This is a genomic window from Actinomyces lilanjuaniae (assembly GCF_003606385.1).
Lineage (GTDB): Bacteria > Actinomycetota > Actinomycetes > Actinomycetales > Actinomycetaceae > Actinomyces > Actinomyces lilanjuaniae.
Window position 1 is genome coordinate 1722569 of sequence record NZ_CP032514.1, and the last position, 23600, is coordinate 1746168.

Annotated in this window: 17 protein-coding genes and 2 pseudogenes; 4 read left to right on the forward strand and 15 right to left on the reverse strand. The window is 69.5% G+C overall.

Annotated elements, in window-relative coordinates:
• Positions 1 to 70: 70 nt before the first annotated feature.
• Complete coding sequence (locus D5R93_RS07335) at positions 71 to 670, reverse strand: DUF5998 family protein (RefSeq protein ID WP_120204568.1); 600 nt, start codon at positions 668 to 670, stop codon at positions 71 to 73.
• Between the two features lie 99 nt (positions 671 to 769).
• On the opposite strand from D5R93_RS07335, the gene D5R93_RS07340 reads away from it, so the two are divergent.
• Positions 770 to 3301: a DNA gyrase/topoisomerase IV subunit A gene (locus D5R93_RS07340; RefSeq protein WP_119835160.1), complete on the forward strand. Its 2532-nt coding sequence runs from the start codon at positions 770 to 772 to the stop codon at positions 3299 to 3301.
• Between the two features lie 113 nt (positions 3302 to 3414).
• Here the strand turns inward: D5R93_RS07340 and D5R93_RS07345 are convergent, their stop codons facing one another.
• Complete coding sequence (locus D5R93_RS07345; RefSeq protein WP_119835161.1) at positions 3415 to 4479, reverse strand: GNAT family N-acetyltransferase; 1065 nt, start codon at positions 4477 to 4479, stop codon at positions 3415 to 3417.
• 219 nt (positions 4480 to 4698) lie between these two features.
• The gene (locus tag D5R93_RS07350) at positions 4699 to 7092 is read right to left on the reverse strand and encodes a DNA gyrase/topoisomerase IV subunit B (RefSeq protein ID WP_396027211.1); all 2394 of its coding nucleotides are present in this window, start codon (positions 7090 to 7092) and stop codon (positions 4699 to 4701) included.
• A 263-nt stretch (positions 7093 to 7355) separates the two neighbouring features.
• Between D5R93_RS07350 and D5R93_RS07355 the strand changes: the two genes are divergently transcribed.
• On the forward strand, positions 7356 to 7622 hold the full coding sequence (locus D5R93_RS07355; protein WP_182911301.1) for a DUF7455 domain-containing protein: 267 nt from the start codon (positions 7356 to 7358) through the stop codon (positions 7620 to 7622).
• Positions 7623 to 8006: 384 nt separating this feature from the next.
• Here the strand turns inward: D5R93_RS07355 and D5R93_RS14520 are convergent, their stop codons facing one another.
• The 4 genes from D5R93_RS14520 to D5R93_RS14055 form a co-directional block, all read right to left on the reverse strand.
• Complete coding sequence (locus D5R93_RS14520) at positions 8007 to 8894, reverse strand: polymorphic toxin type 15 domain-containing protein (protein ID WP_120204570.1); 888 nt, start codon at positions 8892 to 8894, stop codon at positions 8007 to 8009.
• Positions 8891 to 9088 (reverse strand): polymorphic toxin type 15 domain-containing protein, encoded by a 198-nt coding sequence (locus D5R93_RS14525; protein WP_162933879.1) that lies wholly within the window; start codon positions 9086 to 9088, stop codon positions 8891 to 8893. The genes D5R93_RS14520 and D5R93_RS14525 overlap by 4 nt, the downstream gene beginning before the upstream one ends.
• A gap of 31 nt (positions 9089 to 9119) precedes the next feature.
• Positions 9120 to 10217, reverse strand: coding sequence for a GAD-like domain-containing protein (locus tag D5R93_RS07370; protein ID WP_120204574.1), 1098 nt, complete (start codon positions 10215 to 10217; stop codon positions 9120 to 9122).
• 178 nt (positions 10218 to 10395) lie between these two features.
• On the reverse strand, positions 10396 to 12078 hold the full coding sequence (locus D5R93_RS14055; RefSeq protein WP_120204576.1) for an RNA polymerase sigma factor: 1683 nt from the start codon (positions 12076 to 12078) through the stop codon (positions 10396 to 10398).
• A gap of 219 nt (positions 12079 to 12297) precedes the next feature.
• On the opposite strand from D5R93_RS14055, the gene D5R93_RS07380 reads away from it, so the two are divergent.
• On the forward strand, positions 12298 to 13449 hold the full coding sequence (locus D5R93_RS07380; protein WP_119835166.1) for a polyprenyl synthetase family protein: 1152 nt from the start codon (positions 12298 to 12300) through the stop codon (positions 13447 to 13449).
• A gap of 32 nt (positions 13450 to 13481) precedes the next feature.
• Positions 13482 to 15098, forward strand: a pseudogene (gene pknB, locus D5R93_RS07385) (Stk1 family PASTA domain-containing Ser/Thr kinase); the annotation flags it as partial.
• A 92-nt stretch (positions 15099 to 15190) separates the two neighbouring features.
• Here the strand turns inward: pknB and D5R93_RS07390 are convergent.
• The 8 genes and pseudogenes from D5R93_RS07390 to D5R93_RS07420 all read right to left on the reverse strand — a co-directional run bounded on the left by D5R93_RS07390 (position 15191) and on the right by D5R93_RS07420 (position 23536).
• Complete coding sequence (locus tag D5R93_RS07390; protein WP_119835168.1) at positions 15191 to 16549, reverse strand: class II 3-deoxy-7-phosphoheptulonate synthase; 1359 nt, start codon at positions 16547 to 16549, stop codon at positions 15191 to 15193.
• Between the two features lie 135 nt (positions 16550 to 16684).
• Entirely contained in the window at positions 16685 to 17914 is a 1230-nt protein-coding gene (locus tag D5R93_RS07395; protein WP_120204579.1) for a pyrophosphate--fructose-6-phosphate 1-phosphotransferase, read from the reverse strand.
• Between the two features lie 204 nt (positions 17915 to 18118).
• A complete protein-coding gene (locus D5R93_RS07400) occupies positions 18119 to 19114 on the reverse strand; it encodes a glycine betaine ABC transporter substrate-binding protein (protein ID WP_243106651.1) in 996 nt (331 codons plus the stop codon).
• A gap of 15 nt (positions 19115 to 19129) precedes the next feature.
• On the reverse strand, positions 19130 to 19552 hold the full coding sequence (locus D5R93_RS14060) for an ABC transporter permease (protein ID WP_243106652.1): 423 nt from the start codon (positions 19550 to 19552) through the stop codon (positions 19130 to 19132).
• Between the two features lie 2 nt (positions 19553 to 19554).
• Positions 19555 to 19875: a hypothetical protein gene (locus tag D5R93_RS14065; protein ID WP_243106653.1), complete on the reverse strand. Its 321-nt coding sequence runs from the start codon at positions 19873 to 19875 to the stop codon at positions 19555 to 19557.
• Positions 19872 to 21287 (reverse strand): ABC transporter ATP-binding protein, encoded by a 1416-nt coding sequence (locus tag D5R93_RS07410; RefSeq protein WP_119835171.1) that lies wholly within the window; start codon positions 21285 to 21287, stop codon positions 19872 to 19874. Before D5R93_RS07410 ends, D5R93_RS14065 begins: the two co-directional genes overlap by 4 nt.
• Positions 21280 to 21927 carry an ABC transporter permease gene (locus tag D5R93_RS07415; protein ID WP_243106654.1) on the reverse strand — a complete coding sequence of 216 codons (648 nt, stop codon included), beginning with the start codon at positions 21925 to 21927 and terminating at the stop codon, positions 21280 to 21282. The genes D5R93_RS07410 and D5R93_RS07415 overlap by 8 nt, the downstream gene beginning before the upstream one ends.
• A 725-nt stretch (positions 21928 to 22652) precedes the next feature.
• Positions 22653 to 23536 (reverse strand): annotated as a pseudogene (locus tag D5R93_RS07420) (lysophospholipid acyltransferase family protein).
• Positions 23537 to 23600: the final 64 nt, after the last annotated feature.

The following is a 23600-nucleotide window of genomic DNA, read 5'->3' on the forward strand; positions in this document are numbered from 1 at the left end:
ACTGCACCCGGTGCCGTGTCCGCCGTGTCCTGGGTACGCGGGGGGCACCGGCTCCCCCCGGGATCGCCGCTCACGAGCCTGCCGCAGCCTGAGCCGTGGCCCGGGACAGGGCTCGGGCAAAGGCCTCGGCGCGGGCCAGGGCAGCGTCCCCCTCCACACCGGCGGCGATCCGCAGGGCGATGTCGTCAGGAGCCAGGACTCCCGACATCCCGTGGTCAGCCTGGCAGTCCGGGTCACCGCAGGTCACAGGCTCCAGGTCGATGCGGCGCACCGCCCCCCAGGAGACGGCGATCGTCATCTCCGTGAGGGTCCCGCCCCCTGCTGCGGGCTCGCTGACCCCCCGGGTCAGGGCCACCGAGCGGACACGACTGACCGGGACGGCCTCAGAGGTGGCCAGGGCGCCGGGGCGGCCGTCCTCCCGCGGGGCGTCGTCGACGTGGACGACGATGAGTCGGCTGGGGGTCAGAGCCAGGACGGTGAGGTGCCGGTGGACCGCGTCGGCAAACGTGGTCTCGGCGTGGACCAGGCTGATCGTGACCTCCTCCTCGCCAGCCGCCAGGGCCAGGGTGTCCAGGACCAGCTCGGGGTAGTAGCCGGCGCGCTCCACCTCCAGCGCCAGGGCGCCGTCCGCGTGGGTGTCGTGGGAAGCCCGTCGTCGCGTGGGAGTCATGCCCGAATTGTGCCACCTGCGCCCCGTCGCCTCCGTTGGAGCGGTCACGGGTCGGGTGTCGTGGTGACAGCCTTCCCTGGCTGTGGCGACAATGCGCCTATGTCGAAGTCCGCCTCCACCCAGGCCCCTCCCCCAGACGACGGAGAGATCGTCGAGCTCGACCTGTCCACGGAGATGCGCACCAGCTTTCTGGAGTACGCCTACTCCGTCATCTACGCCCGCGCCCTGCCTGACGCCCGTGACGGCCTCAAGCCGGTCCAGCGGCGGATCCTGTTCCAGATGGACCGCATGGGGCTGCGCCCGGACCGTCCTCACGTCAAGTGCTCCCGTGTCGTCGGTGACGTCATGGGCCGCCTCCACCCCCACGGCGACGTCGCGATCTACGAGGCCCTGGTGCGCCAGGCCCAGCCCTTCACGATGCGGCTGCCCCTGGTGGACGGTCACGGCAACTTCGGCTCCCTGGACGACGGCCCCGCAGCGGCCCGCTACACCGAGGCCCGCCTGGCGGCCTCCGCGCTGGCGCTGACGGCGGACATCGACGAGGACACGGTCGACTTCTCCCCCAACTACGACTACACGCTCACCGAGCCCGGCGTCCTTCCCGCGGCCTTCCCTAACCTCCTGGTCAACGGAGCCTCGGGAATCGCCGTGGGCATGGCCACGAACATGCCTCCCCACAACCTGGTGGAGGTGGTCGCCGCCGCCCGCCACCTGCTGGAGCACCCGGAGGCCACCCTGGAGGACCTCATGGCGCTGGTGCCCGGGCCAGACCTGCCCGCCGGGGGTGTGGTCGTCGGCCTGGACGGCATCCGGGAGGCCTACCGCACAGGCCGGGGGAAGTTCCTTACCCGTGCAACCGCCCACATCGAGTCCATCGGGCCGCGCCGCAAGGGCATCGTCTTCACCGAGCTGCCCTACCTGGTGGGCCCGGAGAAGGTCATCGCCCGTATCAAGGACGCCGTGGCCTCCAAGAAGCTCCAGGGCGTCACCGACGTCAATGACCTGACCGACCGCAAGAACGGCACCCGCCTGGTCGTGGGGGTCAAGAACGGCTACAACCCGGAGGCCGTGCTCGCCCAGCTCTACAGGCACACCCCGCTGGAGGACTCCTTCGGGATCAACAACGTGTGCCTGGTTGAGGGGCAGCCGCGCACTCTGGGGCTGCGCGGGCTCCTGGAGGTGTTCCTGCGCCACCGCACCGAGGTCGTCACCCGCCGCACCCGGTTCCGACTGGAACGGCGCCGTGAGCGGGCGCACCTGGTTGACGGCCTGCTCATCGCCATCCTGGACATCGACGAGGTCATTGCCGTCATCCGCTCCTCCCAGGACGCCGAGGCCGCACGCACCAGGCTCCAGCAGGTCTTTGACCTCACCGAGGTTCAGGCGGCCTACATCCTGGAGCTCCAGCTGCGTCGGCTCACCAGGTACTCCGTTATCGAGCTGGAGAAGGAGAAGGAGGAGCTGGCCCGGGAGATCGGCAGACTGGAGGCGGTGCTGGCTGACGAGGCCCTGCTGCGCGACGTGGTCTCCCGCGAGCTGGCCGCCGTGGCCGAGGAGTTCGGCACGCCACGGCGCACCGTGCTGCTGGAGTCCTCCGGCGAGGACGTCGTGGGGGCCGCCCAGGTCTCGGACAGGGCAGAGGCGGGGGGAGGACCAGGCTCAGCCCCCCGGCACCAGGCGGTGGCACTCACGGCCGGTAGCACGCAGGTACCCCTGACTGTCCCCGACGTACCCTGTCAGGTGCTCCTGTCCGCCACAGGCCTGGTCGCGCGCACCAGCGGCCCTGAGCCGGTAGCCCGCACCGGTGCCCGTCGCCCGCACGACGCCCTGACCTCCCAGGTCCCAGCCACGACGCGCGGCACGGTCGGTGCCGTGACGGACACCGGGCGCCTCGTCCTCATGGACGTGGTCTCCGTGCCAGAGGTCGAGCGGACCGGGGAGGCACCCTCCCTGGCCGGCTGCGCACCGGTGCACCAGCTGGTAGACACCGCCTCCGGGGAGAAGGTGGTCGGGCTGGTCCCCGTAGGCCCCGCCCAGACCGACCCCGTGGTCCTCGTGACGGCCCAGGGCGTGGTCAAGCGGGTACGTCCCGGGGACGAGCCCCGCAACGGCCAGACCTGGGGGGTCATCTCCCTGTCCGAGGGGGACCGGGTGGTGTGCGCAACCACTGCCGCCGACTCCGACTTCCTCGCCCTGGTCTCCTCCGACGCCCAGCTGCTGCGCTTCCAGGCCGCCAGGGTCCGGCCCCAGGGTCGGGGCGCCGCCGGGATGGCAGGCATCTCCCTGCGCCCCGGAGCCCGGGTGGTCTTTGGCGGAGCCGTCCCTGAGGAGCTGGTTGCCGAGGCCGTGGTGGTGACCGTCGCCGGTGCCGGGCAGACACTGCCCGGCACCGGCGGAGGCAGCGTCAAGGTCACTCCCCTGGACCGCTACCCGGCCAAGGGACGTGCCACGGCGGGTGTGCGCACGCACCGCTTCCTCCACGGAGAGCATGAGCTGGTGCTGGCGTGGGTCGGCGTGGCCCCCGTCAGGGCAGTGCGCTCTGGCGGCAGACCGACCCCTCTGCCGGAGCCTGACGAGCGCCGGGACGGCTCGGGGACCCAGCCAGACTCGCCAGTCACCGGAGTCGGCTGAGCTGCGGGTACCCGGCTGATGACCCTGCGGAGTGCGCCTGTGTGCCTGGCTGGAGCCCCTACCCGCCCCGCGGCACGCCAGCACACGGCCCAGGTCTGACGTGCCAGCCGCCTCTACACGTCCAGGACGTAGAGGACTGTCCCGCGCGTGGGCTCGTAGCCCAGGGACTCGTACAGGTCAACCGCTCCTGAGGGGTTGTCCGTGTCCACGCCTGCGGCCGCGTACTCCATGCCGTCAACCGCGTAGGCCTGCATGGCGGCACACAGCAGTGCCGAGCCCACGCGTCGGCTGCGGTAGTCACGCAGCACACCCAGCATGTCGGTGTAGCCCTCTGTCCAGCCCAGAGCCTCCCAGTCCTGCTCGTAGCGGCTGGAGCGAAGGTAGCCGGCCACCCGGGCACGGTCGCCGGAGCGGTCCATGGCGACAAAGCTCCAGCGGGGCGCGAAGTAGGCGTCTCCCTGCGCCCACTCCTCGGGGGTCAGGCTCCGCGAGCCCCAGCCCTCTCCTATGGCCTGGTTGTGCGCCCGGCGTACAGCGTCGTCAATCTCGGGCGTCCACGGCTCGACCCGCAGGAAGCCGTCCAGCTGGACCACCGGGATGTCCAGGGCCAGGGAGCGACGTACCTCGCGGTACCAGCGGCGGGGCTCGAAGCCCATGTGCCTCAGGTGCTCCTGCATCCGCTCGTCACCCTCCAGGACCGTGGTGACCACGTGGGCAGGCTGGTGCCGCGCCCTGGGACCGGCGGAGTCGGCCAGCGAGACCGCCCGCTCGGCCCCTACGAGGTGGCGCGCCCGCTCAGCCTGCCAGTGCAGCAGCGAGCGCCCGATCCCCTGCCCACGCCTGCTCGGGTCCACGACCCCGGTCATGGAGGCGTAGATCTCCCCAGCAGGGCGCAGACGTACCAGCCCGAAGGCACGCATGACCCCCTCCTCGTCGCGGCCTGCGACACCGGAGTAGGTGGGATCGATGAAGTACTCGGCGGTCTCCTGGGCGGTGGTCCGGTAGGGGGGGTCGTCCACCGTCTCTGCGCGGGAGATGAGAGCGGCGAGCTCGGTGTTGTCCTCAGGGCTCAGCGGCATCCACGACAGCTGGCGCGACAGCGAGGACCGGGGTCCGGGACGCAGCATGGCCCACGGGGACCAGCCCCCGCCACGAGGGGAACCATAGACTGGAGCCATAAGACGCCCTCCTTCGGGTAGGGCCGGACCTGTCGGAGGTGTCCGGGGCTATCAAGGCTGGCAGGGCAGGACCGGGGCAAAGCCTACCTCAGGTCCGTCGGACGGCGAGTACGGCCTCCCTACCTGCGGCCTGTACCAGCCCGTCGACCTACTCAGCGCGCCACGCGTCGTCACCAGTCTGGTCGCTGCCACCGCCTGTCCGAGGCCTGCTAGAGGTTCTCAGGCGTCGATGCGCCCCCGGTCCACGTCCCTGGCGCCCTGGACAATAAAGTCCCGGCGCGGCTCCACCGAGCTGCCCATAAGGAGCTCGAAGACGGACTCCGCCCGGACAACCTCCGCCTCGTCAGCCAGGGTGATGCGCCGCAGGGTGCGGTGCTCGGGCTCCATCGTGGTCTCGGCCAGCTGGTGGGCATCCATCTCCCCCAGGCCCTTGTAGCGCTGGGGCTCCTTGACGCTGCGCCCCGAGCGCTCCAGGCGTTGGAGGGTGGTCACCAGCTCCTCGTCGGAGTAGGTGTAGATGACCTCCTTCTTACGCCGCCCCCTGCCTGCCACCTCGATACGGTGCAGGGGCGGGACGGCGGCGAAGACCCGCCCGGCCTCGATCATGGGGCGCATGTAGCGGAAGAAGAGGGTCAGCAGGAGGGTGCGGATATGCGCGCCGTCCACGTCGGCGTCAGTCATGAGGATGACCTTGCCGTAGCGCGAGGCGCCGATGTCAAAGGTCCGCCCGGATCCGGCCCCAACCACCTGGATGATGGCCGAGCACTCGGCGTTGCGCAGCATGTCCGCCTGGGAGGCCTTCTGGACGTTGAGGATCTTCCCACGGATCGGCAGCAGCGCCTGGAACTCGGAGTTACGGGCGTTCTTGGCTGTTCCCAGGGCGGAGTCACCCTCGACGATGAAGAGCTCAGAAGCCGCCACGTCGTCGCTGCGGCAGTCAGCCAGCTTGGCGGGCAGGGAGGAGGTCTCCAGGGCCGTCTTGCGCCGGGTGATCTCCTTGTGGAGGCGTGCCGATACCCGGGCGCGCATCTCCCCGACGATCTTCTCCTCCAGGGAGCGGGCCTGGGCCTTGAGGTCCCTCTTGGAGGAGGTCAGTAGGGCCGTCAGCTCGGTGTCCACCACCCTGGCCACGATCTGGCGTACGGGAGCCGTGCCCAGCACCTCCTTAGTCTGGCCCTCGAACTGGGGCTCGGGTACGCGCACGGTCACCACGGCGGTCAGGCCCGCCAGGATGTCGTCCTTCTCGACCCGCCCGTCACGGGAGGTAAGCTTCAGTGCCCGGGAGTCCGCCTCGATGCGCTTGCGCAGCACCCGGGTCAGGGCCTGCTCGAACCCGCTGAGGTGCGTGCCTCCCATCGGGGTGGCGATGATGTTGACGAAGGAGCGCTCCGTGGTGTCGTAACCGACCCCCCAGCGCAGGGCCACGTCCACGAGGCAGGTCCGCTCGACCTCGACGGGGCGCAGGTGACCGCCCGCGTCCAGCTGCTGTACGGTCTCGGTGTAGGTGCCCTGGCCCGTCAGGCGGAAGGTGTCCGTCACGGAGCCGTCGGAGGCCAGGAAGTCCACGAAGTCAGCAGTCCCGCCCCGGGCGTGGAAGACCTCGGCGGTGTCTGGGCTGCTGGCAGAGATGCTGCCACGGGTAGTGTCGTTACCGCCCCTGTGAATCTGCCCGCTGGCGGAGAACAGGTCACCATCACCCACCCTGACGCCCTTCACGGCATCCGCGACACTGGCAGCATTCCTTTGTGTGCCTGTCGTGGCTACCCGCAGGGAGGGCTCGTGGACGGCGTCGTCGGTGGCGCCAGCGTCCGCCGCCGGCGTGGAGGAGGCGGCCATCGCCTCCTCCTGGGGACGGTGGTCCTCCAGGCGCAGGGTGAGCCCGGGGACCAGGAAGCTGGTCTGGCGCAGCCGGGCTCGCAGCGCTCCGGCGTCGAACTCAGTCGGCCTGGGGAAGATCTGAGGGTCAGCCCAGTAGCGGACCCGGGTGCCGGTCACACCCGCCCTCACCTTGCCGACCACACGCAGCTGCGAGGCCTGGGTAAAGCCGGTGAAGGGAGACTCCGGGCTGCGCCCGGCGGAGTCGTCGAAGACCCCCGGCTCACCCCGGCGGAAGCTCATGGCATAAGTCTGGCCACCCCGGTCCACCTCCACGTCCATGCGGGCCGCCAGGGCGTTGACCACGGAGGCGCCCACCCCGTGGAGGCCGCCTGCGGCACCGTAGGAGCCCCCGCCGAACTTCCCTCCCGCGTGCAACTTGGTGTAGACCAGCTCCACCCCTGTCAGCCCAGAGGAGGGCTCGACGTCCACTGGAACGCCGCGGCCGTTGTCACGCACCTCGATCGACCCGTCGTCGTGGACGGCCAGGGTGATGTCGTCCCCGTGGCCCTCCAGGGCCTCGTCAACGGCGTTGTCCAGGATCTCCCAGACGCAGTGCATGAGGCCGCGCTGGTCGGTGGAGCCGATGTACATGCCGGGGCGCTTGCGCACAGCCTCCAGCCCCTCCAGGACAGAGAGGTGACGGGCGGAGTAGGAGGTCTGAGCAGGCTGCTCAGACCTGCCTGACGTGGTGGCAGGCTTGTCTGTACGGCTGGTTGCGGTCTTGGATGCGGGCACGGGCGAACCATAGCGGATCAGGGTCGAACAGGCGTTCTGCCCCACCACAGGGAGGTAGAACGCCTCCGCGCCGCCAGGACCGGGCCAGGGCAGTCGCAGCAGGTACGCCTCTGCCGGGCGCCGACCCGCAGGGTGAGCCTGATGCAGGAGCTCGACCACCGCGCGGATTCCCACCGTTCGCCGTGGGCACAGGTGCTGCGCCCGGGGCGGAAGGAGGCCTCCCGGGTAGGATCCGCCTGGCTGGACGTGATGTCATTGGGGTCATGAACGCAATGAGCACGACCACCGCCGCCGCGACCGAGGCGACCGCGGCGGCCCCTGCCAGCACCACCTCCACAGACCAGGCCCGGCGTCCCCTCACGACTGCTGACCGCTGCGACGCCTGTGGTGCCCAGGCCTACGTCCGGGTGGTCCTCGCCTCCGGAGAGCTCCTCTTCTGCGCCCACCACGGCCGCGCCCACGCGGACGCCCTGCAGGCCAGCGCCCTGTTCGTCCAGGATGAGTCCGACCGCCTCCTGTCCCAGGACTGACTGACCCAGCCCAGTCCAGCACTGACGTCCGTGATCCCCCCGGCCCCGGAGGCCGGGGGGATCACTGCTCTTCCGGTTTCCGTTTTCCACTCTCCGACCTTCGGGTGCGTGCAGCGACGCCCCGGCGCTCCCCTCCCGTACCCGAGCCTCGCACACCGTCCCGGGGAAGGCTTGGGCAGGCCGTCAGGCTCCGGGCAGGCCGGGGCGGCAGACGGGTTACCTCTGAAGGAGCGGCTGCGTGGGTGCGGGTGTGTGGGGTTGGTGGGTTTTAGCGGCCTAGGCCTCGGTTGCGTCGGTGTTTTCTGGTAGGGGTCTGGCGTGGGGTGGGGGGCTGGGTGGGCTGCTGGGTGGCTGCGGTGATCCTGGCCAGGACCTGCTCGCGGGTCAGCGGCCGGGGCGGCTGGCCCGGCCTGTCCGCCTGGGGCTGCTGGCCTGCCTGGGGCTGGGGCTGTGCTGGTGGCGTTCGTACGGCGGTGGTGGGCGGGTGGGGGAAGGAGGCCTCGCGCAGGCTGGCGGTGCGGGCGGGGCCGGTCCCGGCGAGTGCCTCCCGCGCGGCCCGGGGCTGGTTGCCCTGGCGGGCCGCCTGGGCCACTCGGGCCTCGATGTCGGCCAGGACCTCCTCGCGGGTCTGGGGCCGGGGCGGCTGGCCCGGCCTGTCCGCCTGGGGCGGCTGGCCCGTCTGGGGCGGCCCGCTGTGGTGGCGGCCGTCCGTGTGGGGCCTGGCTGGGTGGTGGCGGGGCCGGGCTGGCCTGGCTGGTGGGGCTGCCCGGCCCCGGGCCGGGTCGTGGCCGAGGGCGCGGGCTCTTGCGCGGGTGGTGGGTGCCAGGGTGGGTGGCCGGTGGCGATGGTGGCGGCGACGTGGGCGGGTGTCCAGGGTGGCCCCCGGGGGCTGGTGGCGTCCCTCTGGGCCTGGGTGCGGGGCTCCAGGTGGGTGCGCCCGTGTCGCAGGTCCTGGGCCAGGGTGGGGGAGTCTGTCAGCACCGCGCGCACCAGCAGGCGCACGTGCGGCCTCTGGTCGGCCGGGACGGCCAGGGCGGCCTGCTCCAGGACCGTGGCCACGGGAGGCTGCTGGCCGCCGATGGAGGAGTTGACCGCCCCGTGGCCCAGGGAGGGCCAGCCCTCGGTGGTGGTGGCGGGCCGGGAGGGGCCGAAGGTGACCTGGTCGGACTCGTGGAGCACCACCAGCGCCCGGTCCACCTCCCGCGTCGCGGCCCGCGCGTCCTCCCGGGAGAGCCGGTGCACGCGAGTCAGGTCACGCACGACCTTCCTCATAAAGAGTTTTTGTCCTTGCGGGTGCTGGTGGAGGTGGGCTGGCGTCCCTGGGTTCGGTAGGCGCGGATGCCCTCCAGCAGCCGCTCCGCCGACAGCAGGGACAGGGCACTGAGCTGTCGGTCCAGCTGGCGGGTGAACTCGGAGGCCAGCTCCTGGGTGGCGGGCTGGTGGCCGGTGTGGAAGAAAACCTCCACCGGGGACCTGGAGTGCCAGGCCAGCGGGCTGTCAGGCGCCGCAGCAGACCCCTCCCACACCAGCACCGCCTGCCCACCAGCCCGCCCTGGGGTGAACATGTCCCCAGCCACCAGGGCGGAAGCGGAAGCCGCGCCCCCGTGGCCAGGGGCCTGGCCACCACCACCGCTGCGGCCGGGGACCGGCCCACCACCGGCCACACTGCCGCTGCCTGCGGGACCAGCGGCGGGGGCCGTGGGGCGCCCACCCCCGCGCCTGAGCCAGCGGGGCCGTCCCCGCCAGCGCCCCGGCGTCACGACCCCGCCCCGGCCCGCCCGTCCCCTCGTCACCGGGGCCACCATCCCCGCCCGGGCCGCCGCCTGTCCCGTCGCTGCCGCTGCCGCCGGTGCCCGGGCCGCCTGCGGCAATGCCTGCGGCTGCCTGTGCGGCTGCGGAGGAGAAGTCGGGGCCCAGGACGTGGTCCTGGGCCTGGGCCAGGAAGACCAGGTGGGCGACCGCGTCCTCGATGCCGACCTGGCTGGTGCTCACCCTCCCGGTGAAGCAGTAGGCCGGGGTCAGCCCGTAGACCTGGTCAGCCCCCAGCACACCCAGGTTGTCTATGGCCCAGTCGGCCACCAGCACCCCGGTGTCGTCGTCGTCCAGGTCCTCCGACGCCGAGACCAGGGTGGTGGCGCCCTTGCGCTCGCGCATCACCGGGTCAGCCATGTCCCCGGCGCTGCCGGAGTCAGGGTAGACACGCCCCAGGACCGGCTCCACGGTGAGCGCGGGTCCGGAGACCTCCCCCCACAGCTCCATGGTCCCCATCGCGGACCGGGCCAGGCACCACCACCGCTGGCTGGGGAACGGCACAGGGGTGCCCTCCAGCCACGCCTGGACCACCGGCGCCCACCGGAAGGGATCAGTGAACCACCACCGACCCTGCCCGAAGCCCTCGAAGCCGAACCTCTCCCACAGGTGCAGCACCGAGGCCGGAAGCACGCTCTGGAAGTAGCCCACGTGCTCCTGGGTCACCGGGGCACCCACACCCATCGGCGCGTACCCCTCCTCCACCAGGTCGTCCATGTTCGCGTCCACCCACTCCGGGGACGCGTGCAGCCACGCCTGGTACCACTCCTCCTTGCTCATCCGCATAAACCAAACCGTAACCCAGACCACGGAGGCAGCGCAGGCGTTTCAGGAAGCCAGTTTTCACCTATTTTCGTGACAAGCGGTCCGGAACTCGTCAACCAACTTCAGTGCAGTACCCTGTCCTGAAGAAGACAGCCAGAGGACCGTCCGCCCCCGGGCTGCGGCCGGTGCGTCACCTCGCCTAGTCCAGGTAGTCCCTCAGCACCTGGCTGCGTGAAGGGTGGCGCAGCTTGGACATGGTCTTGGACTCTATCTGCCTGATGCGCTCCCGGGTTACCCCGTAGACCTTACCGATCTCGTCAAGGGTCTTGGGCTGGCCGTCGGTGAGGCCGAAGCGCATGGAGACCACGCCCGCCTCCCTCTCCGACAAGGTGTCCAGGACGGCGTGGAGCTGCTCCTGCAGGAGAGTGAAGCTCACCGCGTCGGCAGGGACCACGGCCTCGGAGTCCTCAATGAGGTCACCGAACTCGCTGTCACCGTCCTCCCCCAGGGGGGTGTGCAGGGAAATCGGCTCACGACCGTACTTCTGGACCTCGACTACCTTCTCCGGGGTCATGTCCAGCTCCACGGCCAGCTCCTCCGGCGTGGGCTCACGGCCCAGGTCCTGCAGCATCTGGCGCTGGACCCGGGCCAGCTTGTTGATGACCTCCACCATGTGGACCGGGATGCGGATGGTGCGAGCCTGGTCCGCCATAGCCCGGGTGATGGCCTGACGGATCCACCAGGTGGCATAGGTAGAGAACTTAAAGCCCTTGGTGTAGTCAAACTTCTCCACGGCACGGATCAGCCCCAGGTTACCCTCCTGGATGAGATCCAGGAACAGCATGCCGCGCCCGGTGTAGCGCTTGGCCAGCGACACCACCAGACGCAGGTTGGCCTCCAGGAGATGGTTCTTGGCCCGCTGGCCGTCCTGAGCCACCCAGTGCAGCTCACGGCGCAACCTGGCGGGAAGGTCATTGCCCTCCTCGCTGAGACGGTACTCGGCGTACAGACCCGCCTCAATGCGCTTGGCCAGCTCAACCTCCTGCTCGGCGTTGAGCAGAGCTACCTTGCCGATCTGCTTGAGGTAGTCCTTGACCGGGTCCGCCGTAGCGCCTGCTGTCACGACACGCTGGGCGGGCTCGTCCGCCTCGTCACTGTCTGACACGGTGAAGGAGCCGTCCTTGTCCCCGCGGGAGCGCCGACCAGCCTTCTTGGCGGCGGCCTTCTCCGCCTCCTCACGACGCATCCGCTCCAGCTCCCCGGTCAGGGCGGCGATGGAGGGCTGCATCTTGATGCCCTTGATGACCCACCCCTTGAAGATGTAGCCGTTGAGGGCAAGGAACTCGCGCGCGACCATGGGCTCAGAGCCGTCCACGACGAATCGCGGCACGGGACCGTGCCCGTAAGGAGCCAGCGTGATGGGCTGCTCAATGGTGCCGTGGCCAGCGATCTCCAGGTCCTCGACCACGGTCCGGGAACGGATGAACAGCGTGGCCCCAGGGGCTAGCCTCACCCCCTTGAGCGAGGCAGGAGTGTTGAAAGGGCTGCGCTTGGAGCCGTCACCATCGGTCTCGAGGGTGACGTCAAGGTAGTAGTCCCGCAGCTCGGGACGCGGCTCCTCCCGGTCATCGTGGCCATCCTCCGCGGAGGCCGCGTCCTCCGTGCCCTCAGCGTCCTCGAAGCCCTCCCCGGCGCCCACCGGGTCGTCCGCAAGGTCGTCGTCGGAGTCGTCAGGATCCTCGGAGTCCTCGGAGTCCTCGGAGTCGTTGTCTAGGACCTCGTCCAGGTCCTCCTCTGCCTCGTCGTCAAGGTCGAAGTCATCAACGGTCTCGTTGACGTCGTCGGTGAGCGCGACGCGGGTACGCGTCAGTGTGGAAGCCACAGGGCTCCTTTCGCGTGAGCGGGCTTACGGCGGGCAGTGGGCTACAGCCGTCAACTGATGCCCAACTGTCGCTACGAACAAGCAACTGACAGATTGTAGCGTTTATTCCCTAGGACGCCGCGTGGGGCACCCGTACCCCGTCCTGCTCCCGCCCGAGGCGGCTGGCCTCCAGGCACCTGGGCACCTCCCCCGCGCCCCCGATCCGGCTACCCTGTGCCCATGCCTGACCTTCCCGAGCCGCTGACCGTCATACGCGAGGCCGTGGAGTCCCGGCTCAACCAGCTGCTGGCCGACTGCTGCTACCGGTGGGACGACCTAGGAGACGCCGGGGAGCACATGCTCGACGCGGCGTCCCAGGCTCTTGGCGGCGGCAAGCGCATGCGGGCCGTCCTAGGGGCCGTCGGCACCGCCCTCCTGGCACCGCACACCCTCCGGCCCCAGGCACTGACCAGCCCCCAGGCCATCCACCTGGCCGCTGCGCTGGAGCTCTACCAGGCCAGCGCGCTGGTCCACGACGACGTCATGGACGCGGCACCCAGGCGGCGAGGCCAGCCTGCCTCCCACAGAGTGTTCGCCCGCACCCACACAGCCAGCCGCTGGCTGGGTGAGGCGGAGGACTTTGGTACCAGCGCGGCAATCCTCCTGGGAGACCTCCTGCTGTCGCTAGCCGGGGAAGAGATGGGACGCGCCACGGCCACCCCGCTGGCGGGCACGGCTGCGGGGGAGCAGGCCCGCGCGGCCTTCGACGCCATGACGACCGAGGTCGCCCTGGGCCAGTTCCTGGACGTGCGCTCCCAGGCCCTGCCCCTGCCCCGGCAGGAGGACCCTCTGCGAGCCTCGGCCAGGATGCACGCCAGCGCCCTGGCGGTGGTCCGGCACAAGTCGGCCCGCTACTCCGTACAGCACCCCCTTGTCATCGGAGCGCTCCTGGCTGGGGCACGGCCCGGCTCCGCCCTCCTGGACCACCTGCGGGACTTTGGCGAGGAGATCGGCATCGCCTTCCAGCTGCGCGACGACGACCTAGGTGTCTACGGTGACCCAGCACTGACAGGCAAGCCCGCCGGGGACGACCTGCGTGAGGGCAAGCGCACGGTGATGCTGGCTCTGGCCTGGGGGCGCACCGACGAGGCGGGCAGACGCGTCCTGGAGCAGGTCCTGGCCAACCGTGCGGCCGGTGAGGCCGAGGTCTCCCGCGCCGCCCAGGTCATTGAGGACTGCGGTGCCCGGGCAGCCCACGAGAAGCAGATCCAGGCCCACCGGCAGGCCGGCTACCAGGCGCTGGAACGCCTGCGTGCTCAGGAGGGCCTTAACTCTGCCTGTCTGGAGGACCTCGAGACCATGGCCCTGGTCCTCACTGAGCGCAGTACCTGACCCCGGCTCCGAGATCATCCTAGAATCACGCCGTGGTCAAGGATCCCCTCATCGGTCGCCTGGTCGACTCTCGCTACGAGGTCGTTGCCCAGGTCGCCCGTGGCGGCATGGCCACGGTCTACCGGGCACAGGACCGGCGTCTGGACCGCGACGTCGCCCTCAAGCTCATGCACGCCCACCTGGCGGACTCCCCCGAGTTCGTCGCACGCTTCCGCCGTGAGGCTCGCGCGGCTGCGCGCCTGTCCAACCCGGGGGTGGTAGCCGTCTACGACCAGGGCAGCCTGGACGGCGTGGCCTACCTAGTCATGGAGTACGTCGAGGGCCCGAGCCTGCGGGACCTCATTGCCGTCGGCCCGCTGTCCGTCGGGGAGGCGCTGGGGCTAGTGGCACAGGTACTGCGCCCGCTGGGGGCCGCCCACCGGGCAGGCCTGGTCCACCGCGACATCAAGCCCGAGAACGTCCTCCTGCCTGCGGACGGGGCTGTCGCCAAGGTCGCGGACTTCGGACTGGCTCGGGCCGTCACCGAGGTGGCACAGACCACGACCGGTAACGTCCTGGGCACTGTCGCCTACCTGGCACCCGAGCTGATCACCTCCGGTGCCTCAACCGCTCGCGCCGACGTGTTCTCCGTCGGAGTCGTCCTCTACGAGCTCCTGACCGGGACCCTGCCCTTCCACGCCGACTCCCCTATCCAGGTCGCCTTCCGCAACGTCCACGAAGACGTCCCCCTGCCTTCCACGACGGTCCCGCAGATGCCGACCGACGTCGACGAGCTGGTACGGACCATGACCCAGCGAGACCCTCTCCAACGGCCTGGCGACGCTGACGCCGCCCTGACGCTGCTGCGCCACGTAGCGGGAGAGCTCACCGACTCCGACCTGGCTGTGCGTCGCGGCGGAGGCACCGGCTCAGAGCGGACCCAGGAGGTCATGGCTGCCAACGCGCGCGCGGCACGCTCAGCCATGGCAGAGACCCCCGAGCCTGACCAGGAGCGGGACACTCCCAGCGCAGGCATGCGTACCGTGTCCCTGCCGATCGGATCCATCGGCCCCGAGCCCGCCGGTACCGGCACCCGCCAGCTCCCCCGCAGGTCCCTCCTCACAGGAGACCGTGCCCAGCAGACCGTTCCTGTGCCCTCGCAGGGGCCTCCACAGGAGGCGGCCGGGCGACGCTACGGCCGACGGGCGCTACTTTCCGGGGTCGGCGTGCTGGTGCTGGCGGCAGGAGGCTACGCCGCCTGGTACAGGAGCGCTGGGCCAGGACGGCGCATCACGGTCCCCGACATCGTGGGGATGACGCAGCAGGACGCCCGCTCAGCAGTCGAGGGCCAGGGCCTGGTCTGGGCGACCCCCGCACGCGCCTACTCCGACACGGTGGCTGCGGGCCTGGTGATCTCCTCCGCACCGGGGGCGGGAGAGCGCGTGACCCGGGACCGGGCGGTGACGGCCGTCGTCTCCCGAGGCAGGCAGCGGGTTGACGTGCCCGACGTGGTGGGTATGAGCGAGGAGGAGGCCACGGCCGCGCTGGAGGAGGCGGGCCTGAGCGTGGAGGTCAGCCGTGTCCTGGGCGGCCTCCTGGGCACGGTGCGCTCCGTCGAGCCTGCGGCTGGTACCAGCGTCACGGTGGGCAGTACAGTCACCGTCACCGTGCTCTAGCCAGCCCTCGTCACCAGACAGGCTGTGAACCAGATCCTTCACCGGCTGCTGCGCCCGCCCGCAGCCCAGCCTCGCGATGCTCCCGGCTACACCTGGAGCATCTCGGCGACCTCGAAGGCCATCTCCAGGGACTGCTGGTGGTTCAGCCGTGGGTCCACCAGGGTCTCATAGCGCTCCGCCAGCCGCTGCTCGTCAATGTGCTCCCCGCCTCCCAGGCACTCGGTGACGTCGTCACCGGTCAGCTCGACGTGGATGCCGCCGGGCACGGTCCCCAGGGCGCGGTGCACCTCGAAGAAGCCCCGGACCTCGTCCATGATCGTGTCGAAGCGGCGGGTCTTGTAGCCGTTGTCCGAGGTTATGGTGTTGCCGTGCATCGGGTCGGTGATCCAGGTCACCGGGCGCCCGTCACGGCGCACGGCCTCAACCAGGACCGGCAGCACCTCACGGATGCGGTCGGCACCCATACGGGTAATGAGGCTCAGGCGTCCCGGCTCACCCTCGGGGTTGAGATGGTCCATGAGGGAGGACACCTCCTCGGGGGTCGTGGTGGGACCGAGCTTGACCCCCACCGGGTTGCGCACCCCCTCCAGGAGGGCCACGTGGGCGTCGTGCGGACCACGGGTACGCTCCCCGACCCACAGCATGTGGGCCGAGGTGCCGTAGAGCCGACCGGTACGCGAGTCCTGCCTGATCATGGCGTCCTCGTACTCTAGGAGCAGGGCCTCGTGGGCGGAGTAGAAGTCCACCTGGCGCAGGGCCTCGAAGTCCACGCCCGCCGCCTCCATGAACCTCATGGCCCGGTCGATCTCCTCGGCGAAGGACTCGAACCGCTTGTAGGCGGGGTTGGCGGTGAACCCCCGGTTCCACAGGTGGACCTCACGCAGGTCGGCGTAGCCGCCCATCGTGAAGGCCCTGACGAGGTTGAGCGTGGTACCCGCCCGCAGGTAGGCCTCGAGCATACGGGCCGGGTCAGGGGTGCGGGCCTCGGGAGTGAAGGCGTGGTCGTTGACCGAGTCTCCCCGGTAGGAGGGCAGGGTCACGCCCTCACGGGTCTCGGTGTCCGCGCTGCGGGGCTTGGCGTACTGCCCGGCCATACGGCCGATCTTGACCACGGGGGTGGAGGCCGCGTAGGTGAGCACAGCCGCCATCTGGAGGATCGTCTGGACCTTGAGACGGATAGAGGTGGCCGAGGTGTCGGCAAAGGACTCCGCGCAGTCACCCCCCATGAGCACGAAGGCACGCCCGTCCGCCGCGGCTGCCATCTGGGAGCGCAGGGCGTCCACCTCCCCCGCAAAGACCAGCGGCGGACGCGAGCGCAGGTCAGCACCCACGGCCTCCAGGGCCGCCGCGTCCGGGTAGACAGGCTGCTGGAAGGCAGGCCGACCCCGCCAGGCGGAGCCGTGGCCACGGGGCGCGTCGAGGTCGTTCATCACGGTGGCCAGCATAGGTGAGCCGACTGGGCTGTCCACATCACGGCCACCTGGCGGGACACCCGGCCGCGCAGGCACGCTGCCGACCGGGTGCCGCGCACCGCGCGGGGTCCCGCCAGGATCGTCGGCAGGACAGCCCAGCCAGCCGGGTCAGTGCTGCGTCGCCGCCTCAGCGGGCTCCACGGACTGGCCCAGGTCAGTCATGAGCTCGGTGAACCAGGGCTGGGTGATGTCAAAGGGCTTGGCCCCGGCGATGCGCGGGAAGGCGATAGCGCCGAGCTCGTCGTTGTTCTCCTCGTCCTGGCCGATGACGCCAGAGACGCCGCGCAGGGCGCAGTCCACGGCAAGGTCGCACATCTGCTTGATGAGGGCCAGGTCCTCCGCGTTGGCGGCAGCCGCACGCGAGTAGTAGCCGGACTTCTGGACCATGACCTTCTCCGCACCGATGAGCTCGGCGAACTGCCGGGCGAACCACTGGCCGGGGTTGATGGTGTCCAGCTTGACGTGGCCGAAGGGGTCACGCTGGACCTCCTGGCCCGCAGCCTCCATCTCCGCGATGATCTCAGGGACGCCTGCGCCCTCGGACAGGAAGATGTTGACGTTGCCCTGCTCGTCCATGATCTTCTTCAGGCGCTGCGCCTCGGCGGCAATGTCCAGCCTGGCCTCGGGGACGAAGACGGCGTGGACGTCCCAGCGCTCCTTGCTCAGCCCCAGGGACGGGGCCCACTGCTTGGTCTCCAGCAGCGCTCGGTAGCGGCGGGCCGTCTCAGCGGTGAGGTAGCCGCAGTTGCGGCCCATGCACTCGTGGACGATGAGCATGCGCGGGTTAGAACGGTGCTCGCCGACAATGTTGAAGGCGAACTCAGCGCCCTGCTCGGCTGCTGTCCATGCCCCCAGGGACTGGCGCACAGGGACGACGTCGTTGTCGATGGTCTTGGGCAGGCCGACCACGGTCAGCTCGTAGTCGTTGTCGTGGAGATAGGCGGCCAGGTCGGCGGCGGTGGTGTTGGTGTCGTCACCGCCGATGGTGTGCAGGACGTCCACTCCGTCCTTGCGCAGCTGCTCGGCGGCGAAGGCCAGAGGGTCCACGCCCTCGGCTACCAGGCCCCGCTCGACGAGGTTCTTGGCGTTGGTCAGCTTGACGCGGGAGTTGCCGATGGGTGATCCGCCGAACTCACGCAGGGTGCCCGCGTTCCTGCGGCCCTCCTCGTCAACGACGACGTAGCTGCCGGTGAGCAGACCGTGGTACCCGTACTGGTAGGCGATGATCTCCACCTCGGGAGCGACCTGGGTGTAGCGCTCGATAAGGTCACCGACAGCGGCGGACAAGCAGGGGGCAAAGCCGCCCGCGGTCAGCAGGGCGACGCGACGGATTGACATCAGGGGCCTTTCGTATGGAGTGCGGCTGACAGGCCCATCCTAGATGATCGGGTCCGCGGTGTGGCACGCCTTGCTGGCCCTGCGCTGGCCCTGCGCTGGCCCTGCGGTGACGGCCGGCTGGTGAGACCGCGGCCGGCCGGTGCCGTGCCCCTGCAGGCAGGACGAGGCACGGCACCACCGGCGCACGCAGGCGCGCGCCGTCTGTCAGCCTCTGGTGATGAGTCCCTTGCTAACCATCCAGTCATGGGCGACCTCCGCCGGGTCACGGCCCTCGACGTCCACCTGGTAGTTGAGCGAGCGCATCTCCTCGTCGGTCAGCTCCTGGTTGACCAGCCCGAACCGGTCCTCCAGCCCTGGGAACCGGCTGAGGAGCTCGGTGTCGAAGACCGGGGAGATGTTGTAAGAGGGGAAGAAGGCACGGTCGTCCTCCAGGACTGTCAGGTCGAGCGCGTCGATCCGCCCGTCGGTGGTGAACACCTCTCCGAAGTTGCACGAGCCCTGGTCAGTCGCCGTGTAGATCGTCCCCGTGTCCAGCAGCGAGATGTTCTCACGTGGTACCCCGTCGGGCTCGCCCTTGGGGATGTCGTAGGCCTGGAGGAGGGGGACCAGCCCGTCGTTGCGCGAGTTGAACTCGGACTCGACGCACAGCGTGCGCTCCTCGGGCGGGAGGCTGGCAATGTCGGACAGCCTTGTGATCCCCTTCTCCCTGGCGTACTCCGACCGCGCGGCAAACGCGTAGGTGTTGTTCATCGGCCCAGGCTGCCCCCACGTCAGGCCGTTGGGCTCGTCGGCGTCCCGGACTACCTGCCACTGCTCGTGCTGATCCGGAATACCGTTCTCATGGCCCATGTAGGTCAGCCACGCCGTACCTGTGTACTCCCACATCAAGTTAGTCTCACCCGCGACCAGCAGCCTGCGAGCGGGCTGGGATCCTGGAATGTTCGTCATGTCAGTCACCCTGAAACCCGAGGCCCTGGCCGCAAGGACCGCCATCTTTCCCAGGATCAGCTGCTCGGTGAAGTTCTTGCTCCCCACGACCACCTCGACGTCCTCAGCCCCGTCGATGGGCGTGATGCTCCCGGGGCCAGCGGCGGCCACGCGAGAGGTCGAGGGACTCAGGCCGCAGCCAGCGAGGCCCATCAGCACTGCGAGCGCCAGGACCATGTGGCACAGGCGCCAGTTCCTTCGTGTCGGGTTCATCCTTGGCAGTCCCCCTCACAGTCCCCGTGGTCGGGCCAGGTACTCGACGACGCGCGCCGCCCAGTCCACTGCAAGCGCCAGGACAGCAACGAGTAGCGACCCAAAGACGAGCACTCTCTCCAGGTTGAGGTTGACTCCGGTGGTGATGAGCAGCCCGAGCCCACCGCCGTCGACGAAGGTCGCCAAGGTGGCGGTGCCCACCAGAAGGACCAGAGCCGTTCGAACACCGGCAAGCACGACAGGCACCGCCAGAGGGAGCTCGACCCTCACCAGGACGGACAGGGCGGACATACCCATGCCTCGGGCCGCCTCGACGAGCCGCGGGTCGACGGCCCTGAGGCCTGTCATCGTGTTCTTCAGGACGGGCAGGAACCCGTAGACCACCAGGCTCACAAGGACCGCCCTGTAACCGAAACCGAGCCAGAACGCGAAGAGCACGATCAGGCCGACTGTCGGAGCCGCCTGACCGAGGTTGGCGACGGCGGTGGCGGGCCCCCCAGCACGGACAGAGGCCGCCGGGTCAGCAGAACTCCTGCAGGTATCGCCGTCGCCACCACGATGACGGCAGCGACAAGGGTGAGGTTGAGGTGCTGGAGGGTCAGCGTCCGCAGCTCCTCTCCTGACAGCGTCATGCGCTCGGTGACACTCAGGTCCGCGGTACGCACCCACACGACCATGGCGCCAAGGACCACCAGAAGCACGGCCGGCTGTACCAGCAACCCGACACGGCGTGGTGCGCAGGCCTCGCTCGTCCGGCTCATCTGCCCTCACCCCCTGGGGCGTCACCGGCTCCGCCTGCTGGCTGCCGGGGGACTGCACCTGCCGTATGCACAGCCGGTGACCCGGTAGTACCAGCCGTACCACCCCGAGCGGCTGTCCCCGCTGCGTCGGCTGTGTCGGCACCGCCGTCAGCCGTGGCACCGCTGTTGTGGCCCAGCGGGGCGGCAGCAGCCTCGTCGGGGGCTCGTGAGGAGGCCTGCTCTATCGCCTTGATCACCGTGCTGACGGTGATGACACCGAGATAGCGCTGCCGGGAGCCGTGGACGACCGCCTGGGTCGATCCGGCGAGCAGCATCGTGTTCAGGGCGTCATCCAGGGTGGACCTGGCTCCCACCGCCGGGAAGTCCTGGTCGTCGTCCACCTGCACCGTGGCAGCGCGCAGAATCTGCCTGGAGCTGGCCCAGCCCACCGGCCGGTCCCTCCTGTCGAGGACGACGGCACGCCCGCCCCCGGCCTCCCTGAGGCGTCGCTCGACCTCCCGGCTGTCGTCACCCACGTGTGCCGTGACCGCCTCACGGAGGGGGACCTCCGCGACGCGGGTCAGGCCCAGCTGCATGAGGCCGGCACCCGAGCCAATGAAGTCCTCGACGAACTCGTTGCTGGGACTGGCGAGAATCTGCTCGGGGGTGTCGTACTGCATGATCTGGGCACCGTTGTTGAAGATGACGATCCAGTCACCGAGCATGACCGCCTCGTCGAAGTCGTGGGTGACAAAGACGACCGTCTTGTGCAGCTCGTTCTGGATGTTGACCAGCTCCTCCTGAAGACGCTGGCGCGTGATGGGATCGACCGCACCGAAGGGCTCGTCCATGAGAAGGACCGGAGGGTCTGCGGCCAGGGCGCGGGCGACCCCGACACGCTGCTGCTGCCCGCCGGACAGCTCCCGGGGAAAGCGGTCACGATACTCAGCGGGGTCGAGTGAGACGAGGTCCAGGAGCTCGTCCACCCGCTCGGCAACACGCTGCCTGCTCCACCTCAGCATCCTGGGGACCAGCCCGACGTTGGCACCGACTGTCATGTGGGGCAGCAGGCCCCCGGCCTGGACGACATAGCCGATACGGCGCCGAAGCTCGTCGCCGTTCATGCCGGTCACGTCCTCGCCGTCAATGACGATACGGCCCCGGGTAGGCTCGATCAGGCGGTTGATCATCTTAAGCGTGGTCGTCTTGCCGCATCCTGAGGGGCCGACGAACATCACGGTCTGCCCCGCCGGGATCTCCAGCGTGAGCTGGTCGACGGCGGGAGCGCCGCCCCCGTAGGACTTGGTCACACCCTCCAGCAGGATAGAGGCGCCGGTGACCCCGGCCCCACTGCTGCCAGGGCTCTTGTCAGGGGCTAGGCTCTCCTTCCGGGTCCGGGGAGCAGGTCTGTTGGTACGGACGTTGTCAGGCATAGATACCTCGCGACGTAGTAAGACGACCCGCAAGCACGAGCAGGCCGTCAAGGATGACTGCTAGGACGACCACAGCGACTGTGCCCGTCACGACGGACTCCAGAGAGTTGGCCCCACCCAGGCGGGACAGTCCGGAGAAGATGAATCCGCCCAGGCCCGGGCCAAGCACATATGCGCTGACCGCGGCTATACCCATGGTCATCTGCGCGGACACGCGCACCCCGGTGAGGATGACAGGCCACGCCAGCGGAAGCTCGACCCTGAAGAATATTGCGGTCCGCGACATCCCAAGCCCTCGGGCCGCCTCGACCAGGGTGGGGTCGACGCCTGAGAGCCCGACGACCGCGTTGCGCAGGATGGGCAGCACCGCATAGAAGGTGATAACCACCACCGCAGGCATGACACCAAACCCCAGGGGCGCAATAAGCAGCCCGATAAGCGCGAAGGAGGGGATCGTCAGCCCGACTGCGGAGACATTGTTGGCGAGGGAGGTCAGCGCTCGGCTCCGGTAGCACGCAGCGGCCGTACCGACACCGAGGGCTGCTGACAGGAGCAGGCACTGAACCACCAGTGACATGTGCTGCCAGCCGGAGAAGAGTATCTGCTCCCAACGTTCTAGTACAAAACCCACTGTACTCACTTCCTGAACGGTAAATCAGGTACCTGGCACACTTCGGCCATAGCAAACTTTCTTCCGGGTACTTTTCTGGGAGCCCCCCTGAGAACAAGGCACAGACCACCACAGGAGGGGTGAGGTCAGCAGCGCGGACAGGCTGGGTGTCGACAGTCCCGGCAAGAAAGATGTCCGCCCGCAAGCACACGACCGTGTCTCACACGCAACGAGGTCTCGCGCGCCCAACCTCCAAGGCGCGAGCGGCCGCACAGCCTGGTCAGCGTGCAGGCCTTCCCCTCTGAGACAGCCGTGGGGCGAAGGGATGGGGAACTGGGGTCGCGGGAGGCCGCCCGGGAGAGGCAGGCCGCCGAGGGGGTGAGGATGGTAAGGGTGGGGAACGGGAGGTTCTCTCGGCTCCAGGTAAGAAGGCCTCCAGGGCACCGCCCGGACCAACGCACCCGACTGGATAGTGGGAGAGAACCACTGCCGTCACTGGTACCCCGCCTCCCAGGGCTTGACGGCATGAACAGGAACAACAAGCTTGACAGGCACCTTAAGGGAGGTGCAGAGCCACTCCCCCAGCCCTTCTGAGGGCTCACCGTCTGACCGGGCGCGCTGGGCACATGCCACGACAGACTGCGCCTCGCCCCCAGGACCGGGAGCAGACAGGGCACACAGAGCGCCTTGTGCGACTGTGGCCCGTATGACTGGCATAGGTAGAACTATAGCAAACTGTTAGTTAGTCCGCGCGGCTACTCCCCAGCCTCCTCGGGCCCGGGCGCCTCACCGGCGTCCTGAGTGCCCTGCGGCCCGTCCGCCTCGCTTTTCTCTGGCGGCTCGGGCACCTCGACGTCCGGAGCGGGCCGCCCGCCGGGAGCCGCCACCGGGGCCGCCGAGGGACGGGCCTGCGCCTGGGCGGCCAGCATCTGGGTGACCACCTCCTCAGCGGTCTTCTTCTCCGCGTCCATGGCGTTCTTGACGTCCGCCGCGTAGAGGTCCACGTACTCCTGGCCAGACAGGGCCATAAGGGCGTACATGATCTCGTCGGTGATCGAGCGCAGGACGAACCGGTCGTTCTCCAGGCCCTGGTAGCGGGAGAAGTCCAGGGGCTCACCGATGACGATGCCCACCCGGTGGCGGGTGGAGGGAATGACCTGGCCAATAGGCTGGGCCAGGTTAGAGCCGATCATAGCCACAGGCACCACCGGTGCCCCGGTGGCCAGGGCGACGCGCGCCACCCCCGTCTTGCCCCGGTAGAGCCGACCGTCGGGGCTGCGCGTGCCCTCGGGGTAGATACCGAACAGGCCCCCGGATCGCAGCCGGTCGATACCTGCCTGGAGGGCAGCCTGCGAGGCCCTGCCGCCGCTGCGATCCACCGGGATCGTTCCCACGGTCGTCATAAAGCGCCTCACGGCCCAGCCCTTGACCCCCTTCCCGGTGAAGTAGTCAGCCTTGCCGATAAAGGCGACCTCCCGGTCCACCAGCAGCGGCAAGAAGAAGGAGTCGATGACCGCCAGGTGGTTGGAAGCCAGAATGGCGGCGCCCTCGGTAGGGATGTTCTCCTCCCCCGGATCCACGGCTGGTAGAGCATCTCCAGGGCAGGGCCGACTGCAACCTTGATGGGTCCGTATCCCACGGGGCCTCCTGAGATCTGCTGACGGGCGTACCCGTGGTGGACGTCGGGGTGCCACGGATGGCGA